Here is a 21,336-nt window from a genome sequence, read left to right as displayed (position 1 = left end):
GCCCGCGTAAAAAACGGTCGCCTTTTTTGCTGACTTCCTTTGCTTTTGATGGAAATTGAGATGACCGACCAGACTACCCGCCTGCCGATCCGCCGCGCCTTGATCAGCGTTTCCGACAAGACCGGGATCCTCGAATTCGCCAAGGAGCTTGAAGCTCTGGGCGTCGAGATCCTCTCCACCGGCGGGACGTTCAAGCTGCTGCAGGACAACGGCGTAGCCGCAGTGGAAGTCGCGGATTACACCGGTTTCGCCGAGATGATGGACGGTCGGGTGAAAACCCTGCACCCGAAAATCCACGGCGGCATCCTCGGTCGTCGCGGTATCGACGACGCGATCATGAGCGAGCACGGCATCAAGCCGATCGATCTGGTTGCCGTTAACCTCTATCCGTTCGAAGCCACTATCAACAAGCCAGGCTGCGACCTGCCGACCGCCATCGAAAACATCGACATCGGCGGCCCGACCATGGTCCGTTCGGCAGCGAAAAACCATAAAGACGTAGCGATCGTGGTGAATGCCAGCGATTACGCCAGCGTTCTGGAAGGTCTCAAGGCCGGTGGCCTGACCTACGCTCAGCGTTTCGACCTGATGCTCAAGGCGTTCGAACACACCGCTGCCTACGACGGCATGATCGCCAACTATATGGGCACCGTGAATCAGGCCGCTGAAACCCTGAGCACTGACGGCCGCAGCGAATTCCCGCGCACCTTCAACAGCCAGTTCATCAAGGCCCAGGAAATGCGCTACGGCGAGAACCCGCACCAGAGCGCGGCGTTCTACGTGGAAGCCAAGCCTGCCGAAGTCGGTATTGCCACCGCGACCCAACTGCAAGGCAAAGAGCTGTCGTACAACAACGTGGCCGACACCGACGCCGCGCTGGAATGTGTGAAAAGCTTCGTCAAGCCAGCCTGCGTCATCGTCAAACACGCCAACCCGTGCGGCGTGGCAGTCAGCCCGGACGCAGAAGGCGGCATCCGTCAGGCCTACGAACTGGCTTACGCCACCGACACCGAGTCGGCATTCGGCGGCATCATCGCCTTCAACCGTGAACTGGATGCCGAGACCGCCAAAGCGATCGTCGAGCGTCAGTTCGTTGAAGTGATCATCGCCCCGAGCGTCAGCGAAGAAGCCCGCGCCATTGTTGCGGCGAAAGCCAACGTGCGCCTGCTGGCCTGCGGCGAGTGGTCGGCTGACCGCGCCGCTGCCTGGGACTACAAGCGCGTCAACGGCGGCCTGCTGGTACAGAGCCGCGACATCGGCATGATCAGCGCCGATGACCTGAAAGTCGTGACCAAGCGCGCGCCGACCGAACAGGAAATCCACGACCTGATCTTCGCCTGGAAAGTCGCCAAATACGTTAAGTCCAACGCCATCGTCTACGCCAAGAACCGTCAGACCATCGGTGTCGGCGCTGGCCAGATGAGCCGCGTAAACTCGGCGCGTATCGCCGCGATCAAGGCTGAGCATGCCGGCCTGCAAGTTGCCGGTTCGGTGATGGCATCGGACGCGTTCTTCCCGTTCCGCGACGGCCTGGACAACGCGGCCAAGGTCGGCATCACTGCGGTGATCCAGCCGGGCGGCTCGATGCGTGATGCTGAAGTGATTGCTGCTGCCGACGAAGCAGGCATCGCGATGGTATTCACCGGCATGCGCCACTTCCGTCACTGATACACCGCTCCCTCTGTGTAGGAGCTGCCGCAGGCTGCGATCTTTTGATCTTGCTCTTGAAGGTCAAAATCAAAAGATCGCAGCCTGCGGCAGCTCCTACAGGTTCAGTCCACAGAGGTTTTGCAGCGCCCCACAGAATTTGAGGTTTTTGAAATGAATGTTTTGATCATTGGCAGCGGTGGCCGTGAACACGCCCTGGCCTGGAAAGTGGCTCAGGATCCGCGCGTGCAGAAGGTTTTTGTTGCACCGGGCAACGCCGGCACCGCCATCGAAGCCAAGTGCGAAAACGTCGCCATCGACGTGTTGGCCCTTGAGCAACTGGCCGACTTCGCCGAGAAAAACGTTGCCCTGACCATCGTCGGCCCGGAAGTGCCGCTGGTGGCTGGCGTTGTCGACCTGTTCCGTTCCCGTGGCCTGGACTGCTTCGGTCCGACCGCCGGTGCTGCGCAGCTGGAAGGCTCGAAAGCCTTCACCAAGGATTTCCTCGCGCGCCACAAGATCCCGACCGCCGACTACCAGAACTTCACCGAGATCGAGCCGGCTCTGGCTTATCTGCGTGAAAAAGGCGCGCCGATCGTAATCAAGGCCGACGGCCTGGCCGCCGGTAAAGGCGTGATCGTCGCGATGACTCTGGCTGAAGCCGAAGACGCGGTGCGCGACATGCTCGCCGGCAATGCTTTCGGCGACGCAGGTTCGCGCGTGGTCATCGAAGAATTCCTCGACGGCGAAGAAGCTTCGTTCATCGTCATGGTCGACGGCAAAAACGTTTTGCCGATGGCCACCAGCCAGGACCACAAACGTGTTGGCGACGGCGACAGCGGCCCGAACACTGGCGGCATGGGTGCTTACTCCCCTGCCCCGGTGGTCACCGCCGACGTGCACAAGCGCGTGATGGATCTGGTGATCTGGCCGACCGTGCGCGGCATGGCCGAGGAAGGCAACGTCTACACCGGTTTCCTTTATGCCGGTCTGATGATCGACAAGGCCGGTAACCCGAAGGTTATCGAGTTCAACTGCCGCTTCGGCGATCCGGAAACCCAACCGGTGATGCTGCGTCTGCAATCGAGCCTGGTGCTGCTGGTCGAAGCCGCGCTGGCGCAAGCGCTGGACAAGGTTGAAGCCCAGTGGGATCCACGCCCGAGCGTTGGTATCGTGCTGGCCGCTGGCGGTTATCCGGGCGACTATGCCAAAGGCGCCGCGATCAACGGTCTGGATGCAGCCGCCAGCCTGGAAGGCAAAGTCTTCCACGCCGGTACCGCGCTGAAGGACGGCAACGTCGTCACCGCCGGTGGTCGCGTACTGTGCGCCACCGCAATGGGCGCAAGTGTCGGAGAAGCTCAGCAGCAAGCGTACAAGCTGGCAGCGGCCATCGACTGGGAAGGCTGCTTCTATCGCAAGGACATTGGCTACCGCGCCATTGCCCGTGAACGTGGCGAAACCCAGGAATAAGCTGTCGTTGTAGCCCGGCGAGGAATGCCATTCCCTGCCGGGCTGTTCCACCGTCGCGCATCGTTATATTCTGGCATCAACCTACGAAGGGATTTCGCCGTGCGCTGGCTCAGGATTGCCATAAGCTTCACCGTCACGTTGCTGACCTTGCTCTGCATGCTCCCGGCCCAGGCCGCGCAAGGCAGTGGCTGGTCGGTATTGCTCGACGATCAGGGCAATCTGCAATTGAGCGATATCCGCTCCGCTCGCTACACCAATCAATTCAGCCCCATCGACCTTGAGCGCCTCACCGCGTCCGCACCCGATGGTGCCTTGTGGCTGCGTTTCAGGCTGGCGCCGGGCAAGCACGAGCAAGTGCTGCGCATCTTCGCGCCTGACCTGTCACAGCTCAGTCTTTACGTGCTCGACGGTGACAAACTGATCGAGCAACGCAACACCGGCACCGACCAGCCACAGGCCGAACGGCCGTTGCCGAGCAGCGACTTCATGCTGCCACTGCCGCAGAGCGAAAAATCCCTCGACGTGTATCTACGCCTGGTGTCCGACCATCAGTTGCGCCCGCACGTCACCCTGCAATCGGCAGTGATGAGCGCGGCCAATCACAATCAGACGCTGGTCTTCGGCTTACTCTTCGGCTGCCTTGGCATGCTGCTGCTGCACAACCTCGTGCGCTATGCCTATTCCCGCTCGCGCAGCAGCCTGTGGCTGGCAGTCTGCGAAGGCCTGTTGGGCCTCAGTCTGTTGCTGCTGCTCAATCTCGCCGGCCCCTGGCTGCCGAACTGGCACGCGATCCAGACACCGGGTGCCTATCTGGCCTTACTGCTGACCGCCCCCGCCGGCTTGATGTTTGCGTTGCGCTTCTTCGCCCCGCTCGGCCCGCATCCACTGAACAAGTTGCTGCTGGGCGACATTTTGCTCATCGTGATTTGCAGCCTGCTGTTGTTGTTCGTCAACACCCTGCCGCTGAACATCATCACTTACGCGCTGGTAGCTCTGGCAGGCCTGAGCATGTTGCTGGTCGCTTTCTATCACTGGCAAAAAGGCTACCGCCCGGCGCGCCTGTTCGTGGCAGCGATGGTGGTGTTCAACATCGGTACATTGATCATTCTGCCCGCCTTGTTGGGGCTGACACTGGTGTCGCCGCAAGGCTTGATCATGACCCTGATGGCATTCATCTGCATCAGCGGCCTGCTGATGAGCATCGCCCTCGGCGAGCGCCAGCGCAGCATCACCGAAAGCCGCTTCAGCGTCAGCCGCGACCTCGCCGCAAGCAATGCCGAAATCAACGCCAAGGCCGAGTTCCTCGCCAAGATCAGCCACGAAATCCGCACGCCGATGAACGGCGTGCTGGGCATGACCGAGCTGCTGCTGGGCACGCCGCTGTCGGTCAAGCAACGCGACTACGTGCAGACCATCCACAGCGCTGGTAATGAACTGCTGACCCTGATCAACGAGATCCTCGACATTTCCAAACTCGAATCCGGGCAGATCGAACTGGATGATGTGCAGTTCGACCTCAATGCCTTGATCGATGACTGCTTGAGCATCTACCGGGCCAAGGCCGAGCAGCAGAACGTCGAGCTGATCAGCTTCATCCAGCCTCAGGTTCCGCGCGTGATCAGTGGCGATCCGACGCGCCTGCGCCAGACACTGCTGAGCCTGCTGGAGAACGCCCTGAAGAAAACCGACGAGGGCGAAGTACTGATCGTCGTCGCCCTCGATGAGCGCAGCAGCAAACCGCGCCTGCGCATTGCCGTGCAGGACAGCGGTCAACCGATGGAGCAGGAAGAGCGTGATGCATTGATGCACGCCGAACTGCACAGCAAGCATTTCCTCTCGGCCAATCGCCTGGGCGGCAATCTGGGGCTGGTGATCGCACGGCAATTGATCCGTCTGATGCACGGTGAGTTCGGCATCAAGAGCGGCACCACTCAGGGCAGCACCTTGTGGCTGACCCTGCCTTTGGATCCGGATCGCCTCGAACACCCGACCTCCGATCTCGACAGTCCGCTTCAAGGGGCACGGGTGCTGGTGGTCGATGACAACGACACCTGCCGCAAAGTACTGGTGCAGCAATGCAGTGCGTGGGGGTTGAATGTCAGCGCCGTGCCTTCCGGCAAAGAGGCGTTGGCCTTGCTGCGAACCAAGGCGCATCTGCGTGATTACTTTGATGTGGTGCTGCTTGATCAGAACATGCCGGGCATGACCGGCATGCAGCTCGCGGCCAAGATCAAGGAAGATCCAAGCCTGAACCACGATATCCTGCTGATCATGCTCACCGGCATCAGCAATGCGCCGAGCAAGATCATCGCGCGCAACTCGGGGATCAAACGCATCCTCGCCAAACCGGTGGCCGGCTACACGCTCAAGACGACGCTCGCCGATGAACTGAACCAGCGCAACAAAGGCCAGGTGGTGTTCCAGCCGCAAGTGGTCAGCCCGGCCACAGCAGCGAAAGTGCCAAGCGATTTCCGCATCCTCGTTGCCGAAGACAATACGATTTCGACCAAAGTGATTCGCGGCATGCTCGGCAAGCTCAATCTGCAACCGGACACTGCCAGCAATGGCGAGGAAGCGCTGCAAGCGATGAAGGCGCAACGCTACGATCTGGTGCTGATGGACTGCGAAATGCCGATACTCGACGGTTTCTCCGCGACCCAGCAATTGCGCGCATGGGAAGTCAGTAACCAACGCATTCGCACGCCAATCGTGGCATTGACGGCGCACATTCTCGCCGAACACAAAGAGCGCGCGCGCCAGGCCGGGATGGACGGGCACATGTCCAAGCCCGTCGAGCTGTCGCAGTTGCGCGAACTGATCGAGCACTGGGTTGCACAGCGTGATCAGCAGAACCGGACAGCCTCGACGTTCTGAGTTGTCCTGGTCGCCGATTCGATCATACTTCCAGACTGCTCAAGGACTTGAGCGAGCCAGCGATTACCGGCTTTTTGACCTTTTCCTCCTGCTGCGAGCCAAGACCATGCTCCACGTGTTGTTCAGCGTTTACCTGAAGATGCTGGTGCTCTATAGCCCGTTCTTCGTGTTGTCCTGTTTTATCAGCCTGACCCGTGGTTATTCGCGCAGGGAGCAACGGCGCCTGGCCTGGAAAGTGGCGATCGCCACTCTCGTTTCCAGTGTGCTGCTGTATTTGTTCGGGCGGGTGATATTCGATGTGTTCGGCATCACGGTCGATGCCTTCCGTATCGGTGCCGGCAGCGTCTTGTTCATCTCTGCGCTGGGCATGGCGCAAGGCAAGTCCGTGGTACAAACCGACAACGTGCAGCAGGACGTGACCATCGTACCGCTGACCATTCCGTTGACCGTTGGCCCCGGCACTATCGGTGCACTGCTGGTGATGGGGGTCAGCCAGCCGCACTGGGATGACAAACTCACGGCGATCATGAGTATTGCGTTGGCCAGTTTCACCGTCGGCGTGGTGCTCTACCTGTCCAATCGCATCGAGCGGATTCTCGGCGACCAGGGTTTGCAGATTGTCAGTCGTTTGATGGGTTTGTTTGTTTGCGCACTGGCAGCGCAGATCATCTTCACCGGGGTCAAAGGCTATCTGGTGTCCTGAACCAGCGCCTCGAACCATGATCGGACAGCAGAACGCCGCGAACAGCCTTGTTCGCGGCGTTCTGTCGTGAGGCGGACTTAGCCGGCAATAACCGGCTCGGCGGTCAGTGCCCGGAATGTCACGCTGCCACGTCCTTTGCTGGTCTGCAACTGCCGCACCCACGCGGAGATCGGCAAGGATTGCCGGGCTTTGAAGGCGAGGAAGACTTCCCCGCGCAATAACGGATCGGATGAGCCCACATCACGGAATATCAGTGCATGCTCATTGGCTGGGTCAACGATGACCAAATGCTCCTGCACGATCTCGAACAACAGGTTATCCGGCGTGTCGAAGTCCCAGATCAACTTGCCCGGGATCGCCGGCGCTTGCCCCAGCGCCTGGCGACAGTCGACGACGACCGCGTCCAGTCTCGACCAGGCGGCCTTCGACAAATGACAGATCACACCGCCCTGCCCCAATCGCAAGACCAGCGTGCTGACATCGTCGGCAATCAGCGGTAGCAGATCATTTATCTTGTCGTGGCCTTCAAGGGTCATGACCTGTGCATTGCGCTGAAGATAGTCGAACGGTCCGAAGCTGTGCATGCCTGGATACGCCTGCACCGTGCCCTGCCGACGCTCGTGCAGTAATACGTTGACCTGATTGCGGGTGCCCAGCATGACGACGTCCGCAGGCAGGCGGTCGGCGGCAATGCTCACCAGCCGAGCGCTGTGCACGTCGTACCACTGCAAATGGCCAGGCGCGGACTCCACTGACACAAACGCCTCATGTTCAACCCTGGCTAACAAGGCTTGCATGTGCTCTACCAGATGCTCGCCGTGTGCCGCCACCCAACGACGGTCGACAGCGGTGACCAAGGCTGTCTGCTGATGCCCCAGCTGCAGCGTTATGCCGTCAACGGTTGTACCGCGCAACCCGGAGCCATCCACGGCGACGTCGCTAAACCGCCAGTCACGCCACGCCCGCTCGGGAACTGGCAGAACGTCGCTGTGCAGCATTTGTGTCCCCTCTCCAAATGCCCGAACGAGCTGCTGTGGTTCAACGAACCCCTGTGTCCAGATTTCACCTGTGGACATATTGAACAGCCAGGCCGCCCGATTATCGGAGGCCATGCCCAGCAAGCGCACTGGAACGTCGCGCCCCGGATCGCACAAGAGCAGGCGGCCGTTCATACACCAGGCACTGAGGTTGCCGTCACCGGCCAGGTTGCGTAAACCAACGATCGCAAAACTGTCCACCGGATAACGTTTGGCAAGCGGCTCCAGCGCCAGCCACCAGTGCGCATGATCCTTCAGCCACTGCTCACCGACACCGTACAGGGGGAACTCGCCTTGGGCAGACAGATTAAAGAGTCGTCCCTCGTCGTCCAGAATCAGATAGCCGTTCTCGACCGCCACGATTTGCTTGAGCCCTGGCGGCTGCACCCAGCGATCCGACCACTGTTCGACAGCTTGCGCCACCAGCCGCTGCCGGCGACAAAGGGTCTGGTCGAGACGGTTGTAGATGAAGTAGACATTTTCTTGCTGCACCATCGGCAACAGCACCAGGTCCGCCAGATTCTTGATCGAGTCCGGCCAGCCACGGGCGTGACGCGCCACAGGCAATGGATGAATCAACAAGCGATCGAGACTGCGAATCCAGACGATATCGCGCTTGTCCGTGTCGAATGTCCAACTGACGGAAACGTACGTCGCCGGTTGCCAGTCGACGGTCGTCTCACCGTCCCGCTCAGCGACGGGACGAAGCACTGTGTACTCGCCCAGCACCGATGACCAGTCGCCCAGGATTTCGCTGGCGAATACGGTCGCCTGCAGCTCCCGCGCCATGTCGTGGGTGACGGAACTCAGCAGCAGTTGCTGCCGGTGAATCAGGTAATTGAACCGTCGCGGCCCATGGGCGCCGGTGACAGTCTGCTCGACATGAATCACGCCATGTGCATCCATCTCGACAGGGCCAATCAGGCTTTCGCCCTCAGCCACGATCAACCGATAGCGATACCTGAGCAGCCCGCTGACGGCATCGACCTGCCAGATGTCATAGCTGTCCGGCAGATAGAAATACGCATACCCATCGGCCACCAGTGCCAGTTGTGCGTCCTCGGTATCGGCGATGTCTTCGTTGCGGATGTAGACGAAACGGTCTTCCCGGGCGTCATACCAGGCGGTGGTGGAGCGCGGTGCCTGCGGCGACTCGAACGGGATCAGCCAGTCACGCACCGGCGTATAGGGCAGTACCAGGCGATGCTCGCGCGCCAGCGCTCTGAAATGCGTCAATAACGCTTGCTCATCAAGTCCCTCCGGAGCACTTTGCTGGAGGACATCCAACTGACGCTTGCCACGGTTAACGCTGAACAATTGATGATCGCCCGTGCGAATCAGCAGCGAATGACGTCCATGACCGGTCACTTTCACGTGAACATTACCGATATACAGATCGCCCAGTTGCTCGATCCGGACATCACCTTCGCGCGCCCAACCGGCCTCCAGTACCCATCTGGAGAAGTACTGGCTCGACGACACGAGTTCTATGTGAGCGTCCGGACTGAGCGCCAGAGTGCAATGCGCGCCAACGCCGAAAATCTTGTATGACACCTGATTTTTCCAGGCGCGGGGCAGCGACGGGACCACCAGCGTGCGTTGAGTCCTGTCCAGAAGAACCTCGATAACGGTTTCGCGATACTGAGGAAGCAGACGGCTGACGATGTAGTGCGAAGGAAATGAGTAAAACGAAAACAGAAACAGCCAGTTGCCGTTTGCTTGCCGTTTTTCCAGACGGCGGGCGATGTCGAAACCGCGGTCGTGCCGCGAAGAAGCAAACGGCAGCGCCTTGTATTCATAGCCATAGCAGGTCTCGGGGGTGCACGGCAGGACGATGGCTTGTCCCTCGGCCGGTGCGAACGCAAGCTGCCCGGGCAAACCCAAGTGTTGGCGCACATTGATCGCCCGGGAGTAGTCGGCGTCGAAATCCGGCACACCGAAGTGGTCGCGTAACGGGTAAAGCCTGGGGCTGTCGAGTAACAGCGCAGTGGCTGCCAGATCGATTCTTTTGACCACCAGCGCCGGCGCCACAACCCACGCCTTCAGGGCATCGTCGAAGCGATAACCGATACCGCGGTGGGCCTCTTGCAGATCCGCAAAAAACGTCCCGACTTCCTGGGCGTTGCGTGCGATGGCGGCAAACCCTTGCGCCAGTGCCGCCACCCCCACAGCCAACCCGCCCAGAATCACCCCGGCGCCGCCCAGCACCGCAGCGGCAGTCGACGCGCCAGCGACTGCCGCTCCGACCCCGCCGGCCGTCAATGCCAGACTGGCGGAGTCAAACGCCAGCTGCGTGCCGAATTGCGCTTTTTCAACATCGTCGCCAGCGGTTACCAACTGATAAATATCAAACCCGACGTTGGCCAGTCCCAGCACGGCCCCGACACCTTCATTGGCCGCATGGCCCAACGCCTCTGAGACCACCGACGCACAAGTGCGGGCGATGATCTTTTCTTCCCCCAACGCGGTTTTGACCAACTGAACCAGACCGACCACATCCACGACATTGCCATGCAGCAACTGCGCGTAATTGAGGTAAGCGTGCAGACGTACCGCGGTGGTCAGCGTGCGGCCTTCGCCTTCACGTCCGCGCAAGGCGTTCATCAGCGCCTGGATCGCGAAACCGGCATTGAGGGTATGCACACTGCCAGCCTCGGTCGGATCCAGTACCGCCGCAGTTGCGACCGGTTTGCGGGCCAGGGTCGTAAACTGCTCGGACAACCAGTTTTTGATCCGCAGCAGTCGGTGGTCGTCGCTGACAACCTGCACCACACGTTCAGGCTGCGCCGGGTCGATCATATGCAATCGATACTGGCCCTCGGGGGTGACTTCCAGGGTGTCGAACAATGGCACCAACGGCGTGGCCGACGTATGAAGGTCTTGCAGCGCCGTCGTCGCATGAGCGATCTGCTGCCCCCACCAATGACTGTCCAGCCCGAGCAGGCTGGCCCCCAGATGAGAATTTTCCACCAGTGATCGACCATGGGCGCTGTTCAGACGCTGGCGCAACTTGCCGGCTGGCTGCCCAGGCAACGGCTCGCCCTTGAGCATCTTCGCCACCTCGAACCCGGTGGACAATGACAAGGCCGCCACTCGCTCGCCCTGCAACTCGATCAGGTCGAACGTCGGCCGGATTTCGGCACCGTAGGCCGCATAATATTTGGCCATGCCCATCTTCAGGAAAAAGTGCTCTAGCGCCCGCTTGAGCATCGCGGCACTCTCGAATTCGAACACGCCGAAGTTGGGGTCGTAAAAATGATAGAGGACCTTTTCACCCTCTACGGTTTTCGCCACCAGCATCGAGTGATTGTCCGAGTTGAGCATCAGTGTTCGGATGCCTGTATGGTTCTCCAGTGCCATGGTGACCTGCCCCAGATCAGCCCGCGAGAGCGTCGTGCCCACCTCACTCAGCCGGGTCCCTCGCAGTTCCTCCAGCGCTTGCACAAAAACAATCGAATCATTCTGCTGTGGCTCAAGAACGGCCAGGTAAAAACGTTCGCGCAGGTGATGGGAAGCCGTTTTGCCCGTCGCAATGGCAGCGGCCATCATCAAGGCCAGGGGATAGCAGCGCCCACCAATCGTTTCGCCAACGCCATCAAGCAATAGATCTTGCGGCACGGGTTTCACGCCGCTGACTTCGATCTGACTGAAGACCTGATCCATCTGCCGGGCAATCTGCAAGCGATGTTCAAGCGTGGCCACTTGTTGGATCTGTGCAACGTAGCGCCCCCACTGTTGCAGGGTGTGCGCCTTTATCAGCGCCGCTTTTTTCAGATCCAGTGCGCTGACCGATGCTGCCGCTTCAGCGATCTCGCCGGCCAGACCGCTCAGGAACGCTGCATCTTTGCGGGTATACAGATGTCGTTCAATGACGGCATAGCGACTCGAAGCACCCAGCTCACGAACACTGTTGGCCAGGTTATCCAAATCACCGCTGTACGCGTCAAAGCGTTGGCTGTGCAGCGAGTCGATTCCCAGCAACACGCCCAACGCCAAACGCTGCAGTGGCGTTGTCTCGGCCAGTGTCAGCTCACCATGGGCCATCGCGCTCAGCACTTCATCCAGCCCCAGATCGAGGAATCGCCTGTCTCGCGGAAAAACCGCAGGTCGCGCTGTGATCGGCTGATTCTTGATGAGCTGACGATCGGCAAAGCTCAGTGGCAACGGATCCCCGAAAGTCATCGTTCCGTCGAAACCCTGACGCATGGCGTCGACAAAGCGATCGCCGAGCCCGTCGACCAGACGCTGCAAGATATCGGTCAGCAGCACCGCACGCCCTTCAATCAGAGGCCAACCCTGCTCGAACTCAATGCTCGAACCTTTGAGCAATTGCACGACATCGCCCTTGTAGCGGGTTTTGTAATGGCCTTGCTTCCAGCGCGCCTGCTCATCCTCGACCCATTTCACCGGATCGGTCGCGTTGTCTTTCCAGGAGTGATCCAACTCTTCTTCGGTGGCACGGTTGACCGAGGCGTAGCGTGCAATGGCGGCCTCGGTGCGAATTTCCCTGGCCTGCTCCGGAGTGAGATGCACTCTGGCGTAATCGGCCATGGCGTCGCGTATCGCTCCCGGGCCGGTCAAATAGATGGTGCCTTCGCTCTGGCGCCGGATCCCGTCACTGAAGTAGCTCGCAGCCGCACTGGCAAGAAAGCCTGCGAGGAGTTCTTCCTGGTTCGGCAGTTCGCGGAACGGGCCGTAAGTCTGTTCCAGAATCGTCTGTGCCAGCGGCAACACACTTTCAAAGTCAGTCAGTGCGACACCACGCTGCGCCGCCTGGCGTAGCGTGTCGTCGACCAACTGATAGTTGAAGCGGATACGCTCGATCACCGCTTGCAACGTCGCCGATCCGGCATGGGCCATCAGGAATGCATTGGTCATCGAACTGCCTTCGGCGACTGCTCGCAACATGAAGGGACGAGCCAGCAAATCGGTCGGTGCCTGGAAAACCTGGCTTAGTGCCGGACGGCTCTGAGCGAACGCTTCAAATGCCGCACGGTGCTCTGCCGGAATGCTCTTGGCATAGCTGTTGGAGGGCTGACGGCCCGGCATCCAATCGGGATTGTGGTTGAGCAGCAGTTGCAAAATACCCAGGCGGGCGTCGACACCCAGTACCTCAAGATCGACCCCCGCCAACTTCGCCACCAAAGGCGGCAAGTTATCGACATCGGCATAGCTGCCACTCTCGCGATACAGCACTTCGACCCGCACGATATCCGAAGCTGCCGCCAGATTGCCGCGCAAACGCATTTCCTGCTCATAGAGGCTCTGAAGCTGCAAGGGAACAGACGCAGCGTCAAGGTCGCGCAACTGCAGATCGCCTCCGGCCATGGTTTGCAGGGTGCGACGGTTCTGCTCGCGCAGCGCCAGCAATGACGCCGCGTCCTGGCCATAGGCGCGAACCAGCAGGTCAACCCGCGCGTCATCGGCGGATTGCCCTTTGGCCACAGCCTCATTGAGGTGTGCCTGCATCTGCCGCTTCAGCACAATGGCACGCTCTTCGTAAAGGTCAGCCAGCGCATTTTCATCGACGGTTTTATCGCCGACATGGGCCAGGGCGTCAGCCTTGGCCGCCTCTACCATCAGCTTGTTGGTCTGATATGCCAGCAGCGCATCGCTGTCGTACCAGAGATTGAGCGTGTACCCCTGCCCGGCGAGCACCTGTTTCCAGACATTGAGGTAATCACGCTGAATCTCGCCAAGCCCGCCCCCGAGCCAGACGAAGTGCAGCGTTTTTGCAACGCGTGTCGGCGCGGTTTTGAGCAGTTCGACCCCCACATGCACCCGCGACTCGAAGGCTTCGACCCGCTCATAAATCCGCGCCAGATCCGCGGCGGACGCTTGCTCGGTTGGCAAAGGCGGTTCCAGCTCACGCCTCACCCGACTCGATCCCAGCAAAGGCTCCAGCGTCTGACGTAACAGCCTCAAGGGCTCAAGCAACTGCTGTGAATCCTTGGCGCCGGCACAGGCGGCGTAATAGCGCAGCAGCGCGTCGTAATGTTTGTTGTTTTTATGCAGTAATAACGCCTGTTCAAAATCACTACGCGCAAAGAGCGCTGCAAAGTTCACAAAAGCCTCGCCAACTGCAACTTCAATATCTCGCATGATGCCCTCACAACCTTCTGAAAGAATAGTAACGAGCACCACGCTAATCATCAAACCGGCAAATCTCAAACTAGAACAAACTCAATTATTTTCAGAAATCATGTGCAACTTAAAACACCTGATTCATTATCAGAACATTCGCTTTCCGTATATTTCCGCCGAGCACAAACACCTTTAAAACCTGAATACTCCAAAACAAATAAAAACAATTAAACGCATAAGGGTCGTGAACTCTCGGTCACGACCCTTTTACCTTTTAGTTTGGCTGTATATTTCAGATCAGCTGTTTTACCAACTTTTCCAGTGTTGCACTCTCTTTATCGGACTGTACGTATGCCAGCGCATCAAGCCACTGGTCGACACCTCGCCGGTAGTCCACCGCGCCGAGCCTGATGTTTATCTGCAGTGGCCTGCCTGACTCGTCATCTTCCGGCGCGGCATCACGCACGATCAGACTGTGGGCCGTATCCGGGTCCGAGAGTACCAACTGCCCGTCAACCAAAGACACCAACAGGCGCCCGGCAGCGTCCACGTCCAGTACCAAAGTACAGATAGGCGTATCGGCTGCACCTTGCGGACGCTGGCGATCGACTACGATGCAGTCCAGCCGTTGCCACGCTTGTTCCGACACCCGATAGCTCAATGCCTTGGCACCATAAGTGAGAATCAGTTTTTCGACCCCGTCAGGCAGCATTGCCATGATATCGGTGACCTCACCACTCACCTCGAGCGCCAGGAGCTCGCCTTCGCGTCGGGCGTAACTGTCTTGTGCCCAGACGCCCTGCGCCGCCCCGCGACTGTAGATCAGGCTGTCAATCGGGTCGAACAGTATGGCCACCGATGTGTCGCGCGCGCCAAGAAACACCGGCCACTGACCATCGGCCCGGCCCGAAATATCAAAGAGACGATCCAGTTCCGGCACAAAGTACGTATAGCGACCCAGGGAATCTTCGACGTGCACAACCGGTGCATGGGCTTGTCCGCTCAATAACGCCTTCAAGCGGGCCTGCAACTGCTCGGCAGTCTGCCCGGGGATGAATGACCATTGTCTTTCGACGCCGACGATGCGTGCCGGCTGTTGATCGAGCAGTTCCAGGTTAACGCCTTGGCGGGTACGCCCGAGCAACCCTTGCCCCTGCGTCAGCACCTCGGCGAATGACCATTGCCCCCAGACTTTTTCCGCCACTGGCAACAACGTGCGATCCAGTAACCGCGGGCCGTTGGCAAACGCTGCGCGCAACGTCTGGGTCTGCACCAGCGCCTGGCGGTAAAGCTGCCCCGCCGAAACGTCCAGCAGCCAGGCGGCCTGCTTGTCGGGCGTCAGTCCAAGCAAGGCCAGCTCCGTACCTTCACCGACCTCAACGAGCAACACCTTCGCGCCGATACACCACGCCGCCACTGAGTGCAGGCCGGAAACATTACTCAACCCGATGATCGAAAACGGCGCATCCCGATAAGCATCGGCCAGCGCCGGTAATGCGCTGAGCCAGTCGGCATGGCTGCGCAACCAGTGGGCGCCGATGCCAACGAATTGCAGCGCGCCTTGCTTGTCGACCTCAAACAGGCGTCCGTCTGCCCGGGTTGCGATGTAGCGCTCAGCGAATGAACTGACATCGATGACATCCTCGGCGACGACTTGCCCACCCACCGGCCCGGCTCCACGACGCAGCATTCGGGCCTGTTTGCTGTAGAACAGCGGCAGGTCGTCCACGCCGTCATCCCAGGTCAGCAGGATTGTGTCCAGCTTGAGCCCGGTGCTATGAGCCAACTGGAAATACAGCCGGTCGGCCAGACGAATCCAGCCCAGATCTCGCAGCGTTTCCTTCTCATGGCTGTGAATCTGCACGAACCCGGCGGGCCCCCATGTGCTCAGGCTCGACGCCATGCCAGACGTGCCATCGGCATAGGTCCGCGGCGTCTTGAAGCGAGCCACTAGTGAATGCCAGTAATCGGCCGGACGCCTAGGCGTGTAATCACTCCAGGCGGCTGATGTATGGATGCCGGTAAGCACTGCAGAATATTCAGTCAGCAGGTATTCGAATGCGATCTCTACCCCTCCGTTGACTTCAAGCATTTTCTGCCGCAGACGCAGGCCGTTGGCAGTCTGTTCACAGCCAATGATTCTTGCACCAAGGGCAGGGTTCATCAGTCGGTAGCGATGCTTGACCGTGCCGGTGATCGCATCAACCCGCCAGACCGTCGCGTGCCCAGGGTGATAAAACCATGCCTGCCCGGCGTTGGCTGCAGCCAATACAACGCCGTCATTGACATCCTCTGGCAGGTTGCGCGCATACAACAGCCGGGCACGCGCAACGTCGTAGTAGGCGGTGACCAGGACGGGCCGCAGCGCAGCGTCCATAGGCACCCGGAATTTGTGTAACGGCACAAAAGCCGCTGCAACGCGTCGCTCCACCACGCGTGTCCGAACGCGTGCCAGCAGCGCAGCCTGCGAATCCTCTTGCTCCTGGGTGACAGACACCAGCAGCAGACGCTGGTTTTTCCAGTCGAGACTGAACATCTCGCCATGGGTCAGCTGGATGAAGTCCACCTGACCCTCGATCCGTATTCCATCGACACTGAGAAACGACTCTTCAAATCGCACCTTGTTTTCGCTGACCCATGGCGCATGAAGTACCCACTGGGTCGCCGCGTAATTGCGCAGGAAAACGGCAACCAGACCGGGAGTCAACCAGAGCTGGCGAGCACCTGGTGTACGGCTGAAGATCTCGTAGGAAATGCATTTTTTCCATTCTGCCGGCAATGTCGGCACCAGCAACTGGCGTACCTGTTCGTCCAGCGTCACAACAATCCGTGTGGGCTTGTTGAACGGGTAGAGCTTGTAGAGGATGTGCGGGAACGGTGTGTTGGCGAAGAAATAGAAACGCTGGTTGCCATGCTCGTCGTACTCCAGCTTGTTGACGGTACTGTTGCGCAGGCTTGGATACCAGGTTTGCATGAGTGGCTGGTGGAGCTCATCAGCCAGGACGCCAAATGGCAGAAACGTGCTGAGGAAGCTCGCTGAGGCCTTTTCGCTTGCTTGCCGCGGCTCACGCGCCAACTCGCCAGGCTGTGGCTCATAGGCATAGCCGGACGTTCCGACCTGGTACTCATAACCGAAGTAACACTGCGGTGTACACGGGAGCACCACCGTCTGTACGTCACCGGGCGCCGGCCGGATGAGACTGACCACTTGCGGCAGTCCGAGCGTCTCGCGGATATCGATCGCCTGGTGCAGTCGCGACGGGTGATTGTTGAACTGCGGCAGCTCAAGTCCGCCGCGATCCATGGGGTAAAACTTCTGACTGTCGAAACGGATTCGGTTGCCTTGCAAGTCCAGCTCGGTGATGACGGCTTCGGGTTCAAAACTCAGCGCCCCGTCCTTGCGCGTGTAAACGCCAGGGCCGTAGACGTCTTGGATCTTGCGCAAGTACGCACCCACGCCTTTGGCCTTGTCGCTGATCTGTCCCAGGTTACTGGCGATCGCCGTCACACCAATGCCGACGCCGAGCAGCGGCACCGACAGAATCGCAGCGGCACCGCCCACCGCTCCGCCAACCGCCAATGCGGTGATATCCAGCGCCAGGGCCGCGACATTGAATACCAGTTGCGTGGCCAACCGTGAGCGCTGTTCCTGATTGGTCGCCACTGCCAGACCATAGAGGTCAAACCCTATATTGACGGCGGAGAAGACAATCCCGGCAGCTACGGAAGCCCGGCCCAGCAGCCGACCGGACAGCGATGACTGGCGCAGCGCCAATGCCTGCTCACTGGCTGCCACTTGACGAACCAGACTGACGATCTGTGCCGCATCGTTCAATACGCCATAACCTAACTGGGCATAACTGACATAGACCTGCACCTGCAGGGCGATCGACAACGCCGGCACCTGTTCTTCACCGGCCTGGTATTCGCGATGGCGCATCTCGGTAATCAGCGTCTGAATCGCAAAAGCGAAACTCAACCGACTACCGCCGTCGGCCTCACCCGCTGCAGTATTTTTGCCGGCCAGGGACTGCACCAGGCGCTGGATGTGCTGTTGGACTTTGCTGAAGCGCGCGTCGGTGGTGGTAACGACTCGAGCGTTTTGCGGATTGCGCGCGTCTACCAGCGTCACGCTGTAACCTGCGTCGGGGTGCTTCTGCAGCGTTTCCAGCAGCGGCAGAAACTCACCCCCCAGTTTGTTTTCGGCACGTAATTGACCGGTGGCCTGCTCGAATGCCTGCACCCAATAACGCGCATCCAGTTGCGCCAGGCTGGCGCCCATCCGGGCGTTTTCACCCAGCGATCGCTGGCGTCCAACGGCTTGTTTTTGCCAGACCGAAGCGCTGCCTGGATCGACAATCGGAGCGTTTTGCAAAAAGCTGCCCAGCGGCGTACTCGACAAAAGTGTCCGGCCCATGATCGCCGTGGTATCGAGCTCAACAACATTGAACCGCGCACGGTCGCCCTCCGCGAGACCGTATAACCGGGCCATTGCAGCGTTATCTCTGCTCAGGTAGCGCTGCACGCCCTCTTTAAGTTGCTCTACCCGGGCAAACCCGTAAATCGCGAAATTCGGCTCGTAAAACCGGTAAACCGTCTGGCTGCCCTCCACTGTTTTCGCCACCAGCAGCGCGTGATTGCCGGTGTCGAGCAGCATGACCGTCGAAGCGGTTTTCGCCTCCAGCATTTGTGCGATGGCGTCCAGGCCATGATGGCCGTGTGGCTTGCCCACGGCTGTCAGCGGCACAGCCTGCAATTCGTCCAGCGCCAATAACAAAGCCCGCGAGTCGGCGTCCTCCGGGGCATGGCTGACGTTCGCCACCCGGCCGATCAGGGCACGCTCAGCCGCCTCACCACCGGTCAGCGCTGCCGCCATCATCAGTGCCAGCGGATAGCATCGACGACCAGGATCGCCCGGCGTGGTCATGAGCAGGTCCTGCGGCACTTTCCTGGCGGACATGGCGCCAGCCTTGAACAATTCGGTACGAACCGCCTCACCGCTGCGCAGAATCTGCGCGTGATATTCACGGCGTGCCGTGCTGTTGATCCGGGCGATACGTTCACCCCACTGACGCAACGTCAATGGCTCGCCCAAGGCGCGCACCTTGAGTTCGCGGGCGGTGTACGTGGTGGAAGGTTCAGCGCTTGCCAGGCCCGCCTTGAAGGCCGGCGTCGCGTGCTGACGCAAGGCACTTTCGATAGCGTTGAAGCGGACAAACAGCCCATCTTCGGCGGTTTGCGCCGCGAGGCTGGAAAGGTCCTTCCACGCACCGGCAAAGCCATCGATATCCAGGCTCGCCGCGCCGAACATTCCGCCCAGCATCACGCGCAGCAACGGGCTGAGTTGTTCGACGGCGAGCGAGCCGCGGGCAACCCGGACCAACAGTTCGTTCAGGTTACTGGTGGATTCCGCACCGTAAGACGGCGGCAGTTCAAGGGCAGGCTGGGCGAGAATTTGCTGGCGGGCATCGAAACCGATGGCAAAAGCTTCGTTGAAAGTAACATCGCCGCTCAACTTGTCTTTCATTGCGCGAATGAACGGCTCGCCCAAGTCATCCATCAGCTGTTGCAACACCGAGGTCAACAGCACCGGTTTACCTTCGATTACCGGCCAGCCTTGTTTAAAGGTCAGGGTCTGCGGCCTCAGTAGATCCGCCAACTGACCGATGTAACGTGACTTGAGTTTGCCGTTGCGCCATTTGTCCTGCTCTTGCTCAAGCCATTTGTTTTCATCGCCATTCACGGTCCAGCCGGAGATCCGCTCCTCTTCCGTGGAAACGTTATAGCCCTCGACCAATTTCAGTCGATTGCGAACCTCATCAATATGATCGGAATGCAGACGCTGTTCGATATATTTGCCAAGTCCTGCCGCCGCCGCACCCGGCCCGGTAAGGGCAATGGTGCCGCGTGCATCGACCCGAATACCGTCCTGATAATACGTGCGAATGGCATCGATCAGCTTCGCTGACGAATAGTGTGTTTTTGAAACGGGAAACTTGCCCGCAGCCGCCGTTTCATTGACCACATTTTGAATGATGGGCAACGCCCGTCCCTCATCCGCAATATCAATGCCGGCAGCGAGCAAGCGGCTCTCCACTTCTAGCAGGCAGTCATAATTGCTTCGAATCATCTGCATGTAAGACAGCGTCATGGCACTGCCCGAATGGGCGATGAAATGCGCGTTCATTTCCCCGGTATTCGCACTGCCATGGGCAGTTCCCAAGCGAAGGGCATCCTGCGGTACAGCGTGCTCCAGCGGTGCGACGAAAATCTCGGAAATACCGGGCTTGCCACGCGCAAAAGTGGTTAATGCCTCTTTATGCCGAGCGGCAATTTCGCCGGATATCTGTGTATAGCGGTGCGGATCCCGCCCGGGCATCAACGCTTGATTGTGATCCAGTAAAAGTTTCAGTACCCCGAGTCGCTCATTGCCATCAAAACCACTGATATCCACGCCGCCCAACGTCTCGGCCAGTGGCGGCAAGTAATCCATGTCGCTGTAACGTCCCCCCTCCAGGTACTCGGCCTGCAACCGCACGACATCACTCGCCGCGGCAAAATTGCCGCGCATGGCCACTTCACGCTGATAGACATCCTGTAGAAAATGCCCGGCAAATTCGTGGCGAACGTCACGCAACTGCAAGTCCGTGCCGGCCATGGCCTGATGTGTCTCCAGGCACTGCTGACGGAAAGCCTCAAGCGTCGCGCGATCCTTGCCGTAAGCGCGAACCATCAGATCGATACGCGCCTCGTCCGCCCGACCTGTCCATTGCGGCTGGTTCAGGTAGTCGAACATCTGATGTTTCAATACCCGCGCGCGGTCTTCAATCATCTGCGACAACTGGAGGGGCCTGGTGACCTTATCGCCTTCCGATGCCATCGCATCCGCTCTTGCACTGTCGAGAATCACCCGATTCATCTCAAAGGCGAGCAGTGCATCACTGTCGTACCAGAGATTGAACCGATACCCCTGCGGCTCCAGCACCTTGCGCCAGATGTTCATGTAATCGCGCTGATTGTTGCCCACCTCACTGCCACCGACCCAGACGAAGTGCATGATGTTCGGCACGGGCCGGGCGACGCCGTTCAGCATGTCCACCGTGGCTGACAATCTCGCCACATAGCGATTCAACCGGGTTCGAATCCGATGGATGTCCATAGGCACTGGCGTCGACTTGCGATCCATCAAGGCCTCGAGTCGTTCCTGAAACAGTTTCGCCGGCAGCAGTTTTTCGACCGCTGTGAAGGTCTTGCTGGCAAGTTCATGAGACTCGGCCAGCGCCGCGTATTCGCCTGAGTCGGCAAACTCGCTCAATGCCCCTTGAAGTGTCGAATACTCTGCAGCCGAAGTGAATGAAAGTTCGCCTGCATTGTTTCCCGTAGCACTCATCCGTATTCTTCCTTGATTCAACAGTTCTAAGTCGGGCAAAACTATTGAGTAAACACGGCGCGCTCAAACTTGAAGAAGCTCAAATAATGTCGAATGAAACATCGACCCACATTCAAATGCGACAACGGTAT

Annotated in this window: 6 protein-coding genes; 4 read left to right on the top strand and 2 right to left on the bottom strand. The window is 59.4% G+C overall.

Features of this window, described 5'->3' with window-relative positions:
• The first annotated feature begins 60 nt into the window (after window positions 1-60).
• The 4 genes from purH (at window position 61) to GTU76_RS05315 (ending at window position 6,694) form a co-directional block, all read left to right on the top strand.
• A complete protein-coding gene (gene purH, locus GTU76_RS05330) occupies window positions 61-1,668 on the top strand; it encodes a bifunctional phosphoribosylaminoimidazolecarboxamide formyltransferase/IMP cyclohydrolase (protein WP_175553054.1) in 1,608 nt (535 codons plus the stop codon).
• A gap of 153 nt (window positions 1,669-1,821) precedes the next feature.
• Complete coding sequence (purD, locus tag GTU76_RS05325) at window positions 1,822-3,117, top strand: phosphoribosylamine--glycine ligase (protein WP_016984919.1); 1,296 nt, start codon at window positions 1,822-1,824, stop codon at window positions 3,115-3,117.
• A 99-nt stretch (window positions 3,118-3,216) separates the two neighbouring features.
• Window positions 3,217-5,991, top strand: coding sequence for a hybrid sensor histidine kinase/response regulator (locus tag GTU76_RS05320; protein WP_175553053.1), 2,775 nt, complete (start codon window positions 3,217-3,219; stop codon window positions 5,989-5,991).
• A 106-nt stretch (window positions 5,992-6,097) separates the two neighbouring features.
• Window positions 6,098-6,694, top strand: a complete 597-nt coding sequence (locus GTU76_RS05315) for a MarC family protein (protein ID WP_016984918.1) — start codon at window positions 6,098-6,100, stop codon at window positions 6,692-6,694.
• A 77-nt stretch (window positions 6,695-6,771) separates the two neighbouring features.
• On the opposite strand, the gene GTU76_RS05310 is transcribed toward GTU76_RS05315, so the two are convergent.
• Both GTU76_RS05310 and GTU76_RS05305 read right to left on the bottom strand, forming a co-directional pair.
• Entirely contained in the window at window positions 6,772-13,833 is a 7,062-nt protein-coding gene (locus GTU76_RS05310) for a TcdA/TcdB pore-forming domain-containing protein (RefSeq protein WP_180698199.1), read from the bottom strand.
• A 274-nt stretch (window positions 13,834-14,107) separates the two neighbouring features.
• Window positions 14,108-21,205 carry a TcdA/TcdB pore-forming domain-containing protein gene (locus GTU76_RS05305; RefSeq protein ID WP_180698198.1) on the bottom strand — a complete coding sequence of 2,366 codons (7,098 nt, stop codon included), beginning with the start codon at window positions 21,203-21,205 and terminating at the stop codon, window positions 14,108-14,110.
• Between the last annotated feature and the right edge of the window lie 131 nt (window positions 21,206-21,336).

Origin of the sequence: Pseudomonas crudilactis, from assembly GCF_013433315.1 — a bacterium.
Taxonomy (GTDB): domain Bacteria; phylum Pseudomonadota; class Gammaproteobacteria; order Pseudomonadales; family Pseudomonadaceae; genus Aquipseudomonas; species Aquipseudomonas crudilactis.
Note: the sequence above shows the minus strand (reverse complement) of the source record. Positions and strands in the feature narration are given on the sequence as shown.